We start from the raw sequence: 10,967 nt of genomic DNA, 5'->3' as shown, positions 1-10,967 counted from the left end.
CACGCGATAGAATTTACCAAAGCGGTTAAAGTCAGAAGCAAATGTACTTCCGTAGTATACCTGCAAAGTTTGCAGCACATCGCTTACTGTTACGCCAAGTTGCTTTGCTTTCTTCTCATCTACATTCAACATATACTGCGGATTGCCGGTGTGGAATGTAGTGAAGGCATAGGCAATCTCCGGACGCTTCATCAACTCACCGATCAATCCCTGCGATGTTTCACTCAGCTTTTGAAGTGATCCACCGGTTCTGTCCTGCAAAATCAATTCGAAGCCTGCCATGTTACTAAAGCCCGGCACGGTAGGCATGGTGAAGGTAAATATATTCGCTTCGTTGATCGTGGAGAGTTTCTGTTGCACCATACCCATAATGGCGTTGACATCTTTTACTGCTCCCCGCTCTTCGTGTGGTTTCATCTTTACAAAGCCCACTGCATAGTTGGAGCTGATCGATGACGTAATAATGTTCAACCCGGAAACGCTCAGATAATGATTGGTAGCTTCCAGCTCTTTCATCATGTGCTCTACACGGTTTACTACTTCGCGTGTGCGTTGCAGTGATGAACCAGGAGGTAATGTGATCGAGTATACAAAGAAGCTTTGATCTTCATTGGGTATAAAGCCGGTAGGTGTTGACCGCAGCATCCACACCGTTGCCAGTGTAACAATGCCTAACCCACCCAACGTTAACCAGCGATGCTTCACAAGGAAGTTTACGCTGTTCAGGTATTTTTCCGTCATGGCACTGAAGCCTACGTTGAATGAACGGAAGAAACGTGAGCTCCACGAAGCAGGTACCGCTTCACCATCTTCATGTGTATGTTCTGATTTCAGAAACATAGCACATAACGCAGGACTAAGCGTTAATGCATTTACTGCGGAGATCACGATGGCTATAGCAAGTGTAAATGCAAACTGCCTGTAAAATACACCGGCAGGACCTTGCATAAAACCTACCGGTATAAATACAGCCGACATTACCAGTGTGATCGATACGATAGCACCGGATATTTCGGTCATCGATTCCAATGTTGCTGTTCGTGCTTCCAGTTTCGTCATTTGCATCTTGGCGTGTACGGCTTCCACTACCACGATCGCATCATCTACCACTATACCGATAGCGAGTACCAGCGCGAACAGTGTAAGCAGGTTGATGGTAAAGCCAAACAACTGCATAAAGAAGAATGTACCGATAATAGCAACAGGAACCGCTATAGCCGGTATAAGCGTTGAGCGGAAATCCTGCAAGAATATAAATACTACAATAAATACCAGTATAAAGGCTTCGATGAGTGTTTCGATTACCTGCTCGATCGATTCATCCAGGTATTCTTTTGTACTATATATATTAAAGTACGATACACCCTGCGGGAAATTTACTTTCGCACGTTCCATCAGTTCATTGATGGATGTCTGTATATCATTGGCGTTTGAACCGGCTGTCTGGAAGATTGCCACGCCTATACCATGTTTACCATTTACGGTTGTATTCTGATTATAGGTATAAGAACCCAGTTCTACGCGTGCTACATCTTTCAGGCGAAGTACAGAACCATCGGCATTGGCTTTCAGAATGATATTCTCATACTGCAATGCTTCTTTCAGTTTTCCTTTATACTTGATCACATACTCAAACGACTCTTCGCTGTTCTCACCGAAACGACCCGGAGCTGCCTCCACGTTTTGTTCGCGTATAGCACCGAGTACATCTTGTACAGCCAAACCATACGACACCAGTCGATCCGGTTTTAACCAGATCCGCATCGAGTAATCTTTTGATCCGAACACCATGGCCTGCCCTACACCGGGCACACGCTGTATCTCCGGTATAATATTGATCTTGGCATAGTTCTGCAGAAATGTTTCATCGTACATCTTCTCATCACTCACCAGATTCGTTACCATGATCATACTGTTCTGCTGTTTCTGCGTAGATATACCGGCCTGCACAACTTCGGTTGGTAACAAGCTTGTTGCTTTCGATACGCGGTTCTGCACGTTTACGGCAGCAAGGTCAGGATCTGTGCCCAGCTTGAAATATACTGTGAGCACCATCGAGCCATCGTTGTTGGAAGTAGAGGTCATATAGGTCATGTGCTCTACACCGTTCACGGCTTCTTCTATAGGCGTGGCTACGGAACGCGCCACTACTTCTGCATTCGCACCAGGATATACCGCCTGCACTTGTATACTAGGCGGAGCTATATCGGGAAACTGGGTTACCGGCAGATTCATCAGCGAAAGTATACCGAGCAACACCAGGATGATCGACACAACGGTGGCCAGCACGGGCCGTTCTATAAATGTTTTTAACATAAGGCAAAGTTTTAGTGACCGGGCGTGTTACCGCGCGGCATAGTAGTTTTACATGCAGGCTGCCGGTATATATAGTATACACAGCAACCTGTTTCGTTTGGTGGATATTACAGTGGCTTGATCTTCAGCAGGCTGTCAAGCGAAAGCGGTTGTGGATTGATCACAATACCATCGCGCAAACGGCTGAGACCGGTATATACAATCTTGTCGCCCGCATTCAGTCCGTTCTTCACAAAGTAATAGTTGCTGGTTTGTCCGTTCACCTGGATCGGTCTGCTTACCACTTTATTACTATCGGCTACAACAAAAACGAGTACTTTGTCTTGTAGCTCAAACGTTGCTTCCTGCGGCACCACTAAGGCATCTTTGTGGATAGTAGGTATACGCACGCGGCCGGTGTTGCCCGAACGCAAAAATCCTTTTGCATTGGGAAACGTTGCGCGGAAACTGATAGCGCCCGTTGTTTTATCGAACTGACCTTCTACTGTTTCTACTTTTCCCTTCTCTTCATATATACTGCCGTCTGCCAACGTGAGCTCTACTGGCGGAAGATTCTTGATCTTCTCTTCAATCGTGTTGCCCGGAGTTTGCTCTTTGAAGTGAAGGAAATCTACTTCACTCATGGAGAAGTACGCATATACCTCTTGTATATCTGAAAGTACCGTAAGCGCCTGTGTTTCGCTGCGGCCCACGAGACTTCCGATCTTGTGCGGTATGCGACCTATATATCCGCTTACCGGTGCTTTAATTATAGTATATCCGAGGTTGATCTGTGCGTTGCCGGCTTGTGCTTTTGCCTGTGCTACATTTGCTTTCGCCGTTTGCAAACTGGCTTCTGCCGATTTCAACTGGATGTCGGATATTACATTGTTCTTCACGAGTGGTGTAAGGCGATCTACTTCGAGTTGTGCTTTCTCTTCGTTGGCTTGTGCCGCCAGTAAAGCTGCATGCGCATTGGAGTGTTGCTCGCGATACGGCTGATCGTTGATGCGGAACAAAGGCTGTCCTGCTTTTACATACGCACCTTCGTCTGCATAGATATACTCGAGGTAGCCGGCTACCTGCGGTCTGATCTCAACGTTCACAGTACCTTCTACCGTAGCGGGCAACTCCAGGTATGTTGTTGCAGCCTGGCTGCTAACGGAAATTACCGGTAGGGCTGGCGTTGGCATTTGCATGCCCGCGTTGCCGGATGAAGGTGTACAGCTATACAATATAGATACAAGTGCAATGCCACTAAGCACTGACACGGTGGTGGTTACTGGTTTGTAAGGGGAATGGTTCATAAACATCTCATTTATATATACATTAAAAAAAAATTCAAGCACAGGCCAACCGAGTTGACTAACTCCTGTTCGCTTCTTTAAAAATGAATACGCTCTTGGCTTAAATCTTCTGCAGCATCAGAAGGAAGTGTTTCACGAAGAAGAATGAAAAAGGTTTTACTTTTTTCATTGCTATATTCATTTGAAACATGAATGGTATTACAAAAGTAAAAACAGTTCTTGTTTTATGATGTACCGAATCGCGGCATTAGTTGTACTTTTCACGGATCGTGCGCTGGAAGAGTGATGGCGTATGACCGGTATGTTTCTTGAAGTATCGGTTAAAGTACGAGTCATCTTCAAAGCTCAGGTAATCAGCGATCTCTTTCAGGCTAAGGTCTCCCCAGAAGAGTAAACGCTTCGCTTCCATAATGCGCTTCTCATCAATTACCTGCTTGGCCGTTTTACCTATGGTAGACTTGATCACATCATTCAAATGTCCCGGAGTAATATATAGCATATCAGCATACTGCGATACCTGCGTCTTGTCGCGAAAGTTTGCATCTACCTGTATCTTGAACTGTAGCACCAGCCTGCTCTGCGTTGCATCCATCTGCATTACCGGCAAGGTTGTGTTACGCATACGCGCACTGCAAACGATAAAGGCGTTGAGTAAATTACGAATGATGATCTCGCTCTTGGGCTTTCTGTTTCTGAATTCCTCTTCCATCAACCGGGTATAGATGGTAAGTTCCCGCATGGCTTCTTCTTCTATATCTATCACCACGTGGCCAAACATGCATTCCCAGCACATCATCCACCCGCGCATTTCGTTGATCAGAAAATCCTGACTGAAAGATATACATACCATCTCGGCATCATCGGCCTCTTCGTATTGATGCACCTGCTCGGGCCCCATGGCTATCAGTGCCGGAGCTTCAATCACGTGCCGTTCGAAATCTATATACTTGGTAATGGAGCCGCGCAGTAAAAGCGAAAAATTATATCCTTCCTGGCGATGCGGAACCTGCATCTTACCCAACACATGAAATGGCTCCAGGCGCATAATAGCAAAGTCGGTTGCTCCTACGCATGCCATCATGTTATATACCGGAATGATCGTTTGGGTAAGGTTCATGGGATTATACGGTTTAGTTTCGCGCGCCTCTATCCGCCTGAACCTGAATAATATCAAAACGAAGTATAAAAGTTCACTGGTAATGAAAAAATAATCTCAAAATCCTTTATTCATGGTTCAAGGTTCGTGCTATATATATAGTATCGCGTTGTAATATATGGATGTTCGGGTGTGATTGCGTCTAATGATGAACCTTCAAGCCCAAACCTTAAACATTGAACAATGAACCTAAACCTCCCTCTCAAACGCTATAAAATGCGTAAGCAACTTCTCATTATTATATAGTGGCTGTATCTCTACATAGCATTGATAGGGCGTGCCGTTTCTCCTGTAGTTTAACAGGGTGGCCGCTATAGATTTACCTTGTTGAATGGCTTCGCGAACCTGTTGCCGCGTAGCGGGACTGGTATCTTTACCTTGCAGGAAGGAAGGTTTTCTATTTTTAGCAAGGGCCGGTGAATAACCGGTCATCTTCAGAAATCCCGGACTCGCCCATTGTATTTTTTGTGTAACATCGGTAACAACGATGGCTTCATACTCCTTTGCCAGTAGTTCGTCAGGAGAAAAATGCCATTGGTATTTTTTTGCAAGCTGCTGAAGCTTCTGGCGATCGTGATGCTTCATCGCCTGCAGTATACCGTTGGATGCTATATCCCAGCAAAGCAGGGCGTGCATCCGGGTGCTGCGATGAATTTTTTTAATTTCCACACTATAAAAGATATATACCTATGCTCTCACAAACTGTTTTAACGGAACATCGTGATCATGCTCTTTAATTTTTTCAAAAAGCTTTTTCCCTGATATTCCTTTTGCATCGCTACCATGCAGGCTGCGCATAGGCAGTCCGTGAAATTTTCACGCATGTAATTCCGCTCATCTTCGCGAAGTGTTACCGTGCTGCATTGGCAGAGTGTAATCGATCCTACCTTGCATTCGAATGCTGTCTGGCATCGGGGACATTTCTTTTGCTCGTGTTTCATGGAAGCTGTTGTTGGTTAATCGTTAACCGTTATTCGTTAACAGTTATTCGTGGTGGTGAGTTTGGAGTGTGTTTTACTTCGACATTCGATGTTCCTTGTTCGATATTCAGAGCAAGTTGCTGGCTTCTAGTTCTAGCCACAAGAAGTGTGGGCGAGAAGTCAGGAGTGTGCCTTTTATACTTCGACATTCGTTGATCAATATTCCTTGTTCGATATTCAAAGGCAGATTCAAACATTCGTTGATCAATGCTCAAGTTTCGTTAACAGTTAATCGTTAATCGTATAACAGTTAACGGATAACTATTCACGATTAACGACTAACGTATAACGACCAGCGTTAACTCACCTGCACGGGGAGACGAAGTTCGTGCGCTGCCTGTACCATCGCTACAAGTGCTTTCTTCGTTTCATCCCAGTGGCGCGTTTTCAATCCGCAGTCGGGATTTACCCAGAGTTGATCTGCCGGAATTACTGCACGCGCTTTGTTCATCAGGTATACCATTTCATCTTTGGATGGCACGCGCGGTGAATGTATATCATATACTCCGGGGCCGATCTCATTCGGATAATTGAAGTCAGCGAATGCATCGAGTAATTCCATCTGAGAGCGCGAACACTCAATGGTAATAACATCGGCATCCATATCGGCTATACTTTGTATAATGTCGTTAAACTCTGAGTAGCACATGTGTGTATGGATCTGCGTTTCGTCTTTCACACCACCGGCTGCTATACGAAATGCTTTCACCGCCCAGGCCAGGTAATTATTCCAGTCTGCTTTACGCAAGGGTAATCCTTCGCGAATAGCAGGTTCATCAATCTGAATAATTTTTATACCGGCCTTCTCCAGGTCTACCACTTCATCGCGTATAGCCAGTGCGATCTGGTTGGTGGTAACCGAACGGGGTTGATCATCGCGTACGAACGACCATTGCAAAATAGTTACCGGTCCTGTCAACATTCCCTTCATGTGCTTGCGCGTAAGCGACTGTGCAAATGACGACCACGCAACAGTCATTGCCTGTGGTCGCGATACATCGCCAAAAATAATGGGAGGTTTTACACAGCGTGAGCCATAGCTCTGCACCCAGCCATTCTTCGAAAACACATAGCCCTGGAGTTGTTCGCCAAAGTATTCTACCATGTCGTTTCGTTCAAACTCTCCGTGTACCAGTACATCTATACCGATTTCTTCCTGCCAGCGCACGGCTTTCTCGGTTTCTTCTTTGATGTGCTGATCGTACGCTGTCTGCGAAAGCTCGCCTTTCTTCAACTTCGCTCTCCATTCACGCACTTGGGTAGTCTGCGGAAACGAACCGATCGTTGTAGTCGGAAACAACGGCAGCTTCAATGCATCGTGCTGTTTCCTTTTGCGAACAGTAAATATACTCTTGCGTTGAGCATCGGCATCAGTCAATGCTGCTACACGTTCTTTTACTACCGGGTTATGAATGCGCGCGGAGGTTCTTCTGCTTTCAATGGCTTTCTTGTTTTCTTCCAGCAGTATATTTACTTCAGCACTTGTCTCCGTGAGCGAAAGTTTTTTCAGCGTTACTACTTCACTCAGCTTTTGCTTGGCAAAGGCCATCCAGTTTTTGATCTCGGGCAGCAACACTGCATCGTTTGTTTCAAGATCAAGGTCACACGGTGTATGCAGCAACGAACATGAAGGCGCAACCATCACGCGCGCTGCACCCAGCGTAACTATAGCTTTTTGAATCAGCGCCAGCGATTTGGTATAGTCGTTCTTCCAGATGTTACGTCCATCAACTATACCCAGTGAAAGTATAATTTTATCCGGCAGTGCTCCGATTACCGGCTCGAGTTGTTCAGCATTGCGCACCAGGTCTATATGCAAAGCATTTACCGGGAGTGATCGAACGATCTGTAAATTATCGCGAAGGCCTTCGAAGTAGGTAGCCAGCAATATTTTTACCGAAGGAATTTCTTTCCTGATCTCGGTATATACATGAGCAAAAGCTTTCTTTTCTTTCTCGGTAAGATCCAACGCGAGGAATGGCTCATCAAATTGTATCCACTGCACATCCAATTTATCCAGCCGCTTTACAATGTCTATATATACCGGCAACAGATTTTTGATGAGGTCGATCCTGTCGAAACCTTCCTCTTTTTCTTTTCCCAACAACAGGTACGACACCGGCCCTAACAACACAGGCTTGGTAAGTATACCGAGTTGCTTGGCTTCGTAGAACTCATCGATCACTTTTGTAGAGAATAACTTGAACGACTGGTTCTTGTAAAACTCAGGAACGATATAGTGGTAATTGGTATCAAACCACTTGGTCATTTCCATAGCAGTAATGTCGAGTCCGTCTTTCTGATAGCCACGCGCCATGGCAAAACAGAGATCAAGCTCTACATTGTTCTTGTTGAGGATAACATCGTGATACCGCTCCGGTATAGCGCCCACCGTAAGCGACATGTCGAGTACCTGATCGTAAAAAGAGAAATCGTTGGAAGGTATAAGATCTATACCTGCCTGTTTCTGCAAGAACCAGTTTTCCTGCCGGAGGTTCTTGCCAACCTGTAACAGATTTTTGAAAGTTGTTTTGCCTGACCAATATTGTTCGCAGGCTTTTTTTAGTTCGCGTTGGCTGCCTATACGTGGGTAGCCCAGGTTGTGTGCAATCATGTTGATTTGCGTTTAAGTGAATAAAGTATACCTGGCTCTTTGTCGGAACCGGTATGACTACACGCAAACCTCATAGATATAGAAATGACACACCCTTTCTGGCGCGAGAAGAAAGAAGCTATCAGACCTGACCTTGCCTATTAGCGTGTAGGCATAGTCACAAGGCGTAGGGCAAGTCTCCTGACTTGTAACGGTATCTGCCGTCCTTCTCATCTTTATATAGTAAAGACAATGGACTTCGAGGGCAAACCCTTTATCCGTAGGTTCCTACGGAGTTACTTACAGTAGCACGTCTGCTCGTGATTCTCACACGATTCCTTTTTAATCTTCCGGAACTCCCGGAAAAACCAGACACCTGTTGACAATGGAAACAAAGAACGTATGACAAACATACGCATTATGAGAGGCAATACAAAAGGTAAAATTATACCGGTATCTTTTGCAGGAAGCGATCTATATGCGCTGCGATGGTTTCATGATATTCTTCGAGGGCAAAGTGACCGGTGTTAAGCAAATGTACTTCTGCCTGTGGTAAATCTTTTTTATAGGCTAATGCTCCGTTGCCGGTAAACAACGCATCATTCTTTCCCCAGGTGATAAGGGTTGGCGGCTGATTGTCGCGCAGGTATTTTTGCCACACCGGATATAGCGTAAGGTTGTTCTGATAATCGTATAGCAGATCCAGCTGTATCTCTTTATTACCGGGACGCTCTAAAAAGTATTGATCGTAATGATATGCATCGGGACTGATCTTCTCCGGATTTTCCGTGCCATCGAGGTATTGCAGTTTAGTACCATCCAGACTTAATATCCAGCGCATGGCATTTTCAGTTTCGGTATTCCGGTTTGCCCAGAAGCGTTTGCCATCTTCCAATGCAGGGCCGAGTCCTTCTTCATACGCATTGGCGTTTTGAATAATAAGTGAACGGATTAACTCCGGTCTGCGCACCGCGATGCGATAGCCTACCGGTGAACCATAGTCTTGTATATAGAGGCTAAATTTTTTCAGCTGAAGGGCATCTATAAATTTCTCTATGGTAACAGAAAGATTATCGAAGGTATAGCTATACTTATCGCGGGCAGGCATATCGCTGTTGCCAAAGCCAGGATAATCAGGCGCAATGAGATGATAGCGATCGGCCAGATCAGTGATAAGATCGCGATACATGTGTGAGGAAGAAGGGAAGCCGTGCAGTAAAACAATAAGCGGTTTGGAAGGATCTCCTGCTTCGCGATAGAATATATTCAGGCCATCGACCGCGATGGTTTTATAGAGAACAGTTGCCATAACACATTAAGGGGATTGGGTTGTAAAAAGCTGGCGTACACAACACGTGCACGCCAGTATATATAGGTATATATTAGTACGCTGCGGTAAAACGCTTGCGGATAAACTTCTTGTTCTCCACTTCGTCCAGCAAGGCAACGCTGAGATCTTCTGCTGACAGGCGACTCTCACCTTGTTCGTTAAACACCGGTTGATCTGTACCCAAACGATATTTACCCGTGCGGCCATCAGTTATACCGTGATGCATTAATATAGCAGGGCTAAAGAAAGTCCAGTCGAGTGTATCTTCCTTACGAATGATATTCAAATACTCACGCGCTGCTAATGCACCGGGTTTCCATTCTGCCGGGAACTGCGGTGTATCCACTAACTGTACACCGGGCGCAACCTCCAGGCTACCCGCACCGCCTACTACGATGAGGCGCTTCACACCGGATTTCTTTACACCTTCCTGGATCGCCTGAGAACCTTTCAGAAAGTCGTCATATATATTCGGATTTTGCCAGCCGGAGTTATAGGCACTCAGCACCACATCATTACCACGCACCAGGTTGGCAACTTCCTCTGCCTGCAATACATCACCTTTCTTTACAGTGAGGTTAGCATGCGTCACGGTAATTTTTTCCGGGTTGCGAACAATGGCAGTCACCTGGTGACCACGGTTCAACGCTTCTGTCAGTAAATGCGAGCCTACAAATCCTGAAGCTCCGATCAATGCAATTTTCATAGAATAAAAATTTAGTTAGTTATATTGTAATGTTTTTTATTACAGTTAAGGTCAAAAAAAATTCAGGAGAACCGGCTCGTAAATTCCGCGAGTGTGGTCTTGCCCAGTTTCTTTACCAGCGCATCTTCTGCATCTGCATACAGATCATCCAGGTGTTTATTAATTTGTTTCCCCACCAGGCACTTTGGGTTGGGATCATTCTTGGTTTGCCCCAGTATAGGCGCCTGCCTTACAGCTGTATATATATCCGACAGCCGTATCTGCTTCGAAGGTTTACCCAGACTGAAGCCTCCGGTCTTGCCTTCTTTACTTTCTACCAACCCATGTTTCTTCAGGTTGCTGATCTCTTTACGCACCAGCACCGGGTTGATATTAATACTGCCAGCCAAAAACTCAGACGATAACAATTCACCCGGAAACCTGTCCAGCAAGGTCAGGATGTGTAGTGAAATGGAAAATCGTCCGTTATTCATACTGTAATTATTTTTATTACAGTACAAAGGTAGCAGATGATTGGTTCAACCACACTGAAAAAATTAAAAAGTTTTTTTGAAATCTTTCGAGGCAATCCCGCTAACGAGGGAAACGCTTCAACTATAC

Annotated in this window: 9 protein-coding genes and 1 riboswitch; all 9 genes read right to left on the bottom strand. The window is 45.3% G+C overall.

Features of this window, described 5'->3' with window-relative positions:
• A partial coding sequence (locus tag VIN08_RS06375; protein ID WP_331961923.1) for an efflux RND transporter permease subunit occupies positions 1 to 2,316 on the bottom strand: 2,316 nt, incomplete at its 3' end.
• A 107-nt stretch (positions 2,317 to 2,423) separates the two neighbouring features.
• Positions 2,424 to 3,602: an efflux RND transporter periplasmic adaptor subunit gene (locus VIN08_RS06370; RefSeq protein WP_331961920.1), complete on the bottom strand. Its 1,179-nt coding sequence runs from the start codon at positions 3,600 to 3,602 to the stop codon at positions 2,424 to 2,426.
• A 247-nt stretch (positions 3,603 to 3,849) separates the two neighbouring features.
• On the bottom strand, positions 3,850 to 4,719 hold the full coding sequence (locus tag VIN08_RS06365) for an AraC family transcriptional regulator (protein ID WP_331961917.1): 870 nt from the start codon (positions 4,717 to 4,719) through the stop codon (positions 3,850 to 3,852).
• Between the two features lie 228 nt (positions 4,720 to 4,947).
• Positions 4,948 to 5,427, bottom strand: a complete 480-nt coding sequence (locus tag VIN08_RS06360; protein WP_331961914.1) for a PAS domain-containing protein — start codon at positions 5,425 to 5,427, stop codon at positions 4,948 to 4,950.
• 38 nt (positions 5,428 to 5,465) lie between these two features.
• Complete coding sequence (locus tag VIN08_RS06355; RefSeq protein WP_331961911.1) at positions 5,466 to 5,699, bottom strand: cysteine-rich CWC family protein; 234 nt, start codon at positions 5,697 to 5,699, stop codon at positions 5,466 to 5,468.
• Between the two features lie 337 nt (positions 5,700 to 6,036).
• Positions 6,037 to 8,352 (bottom strand): 5-methyltetrahydropteroyltriglutamate--homocysteine S-methyltransferase, encoded by a 2,316-nt coding sequence (gene metE / locus VIN08_RS06350; protein ID WP_331961908.1) that lies wholly within the window; start codon positions 8,350 to 8,352, stop codon positions 6,037 to 6,039.
• Positions 8,353 to 8,505: 153 nt separating this feature from the next.
• Positions 8,506 to 8,719: riboswitch (cobalamin riboswitch) on the bottom strand.
• A gap of 57 nt (positions 8,720 to 8,776) precedes the next feature.
• The gene (locus VIN08_RS06345) at positions 8,777 to 9,640 is read right to left on the bottom strand and encodes an alpha/beta hydrolase (RefSeq protein WP_331961905.1); all 864 of its coding nucleotides are present in this window, start codon (positions 9,638 to 9,640) and stop codon (positions 8,777 to 8,779) included.
• Positions 9,641 to 9,713: 73 nt separating this feature from the next.
• A complete protein-coding gene (locus VIN08_RS06340) occupies positions 9,714 to 10,367 on the bottom strand; it encodes an NAD(P)-dependent oxidoreductase (protein ID WP_331961902.1) in 654 nt (217 codons plus the stop codon).
• Between the two features lie 62 nt (positions 10,368 to 10,429).
• Positions 10,430 to 10,840, bottom strand: coding sequence for an Rrf2 family transcriptional regulator (locus tag VIN08_RS06335; RefSeq protein ID WP_331961899.1), 411 nt, complete (start codon positions 10,838 to 10,840; stop codon positions 10,430 to 10,432).
• Between the last annotated feature and the right edge of the window lie 127 nt (positions 10,841 to 10,967).

The organism is Ohtaekwangia sp. (assembly GCF_036568665.1).
Classification (GTDB): Bacteria; Bacteroidota; Bacteroidia; order Cytophagales; family Cyclobacteriaceae; genus Ohtaekwangia.
This window is presented reverse-complemented; position numbering and strand designations above follow the sequence as displayed.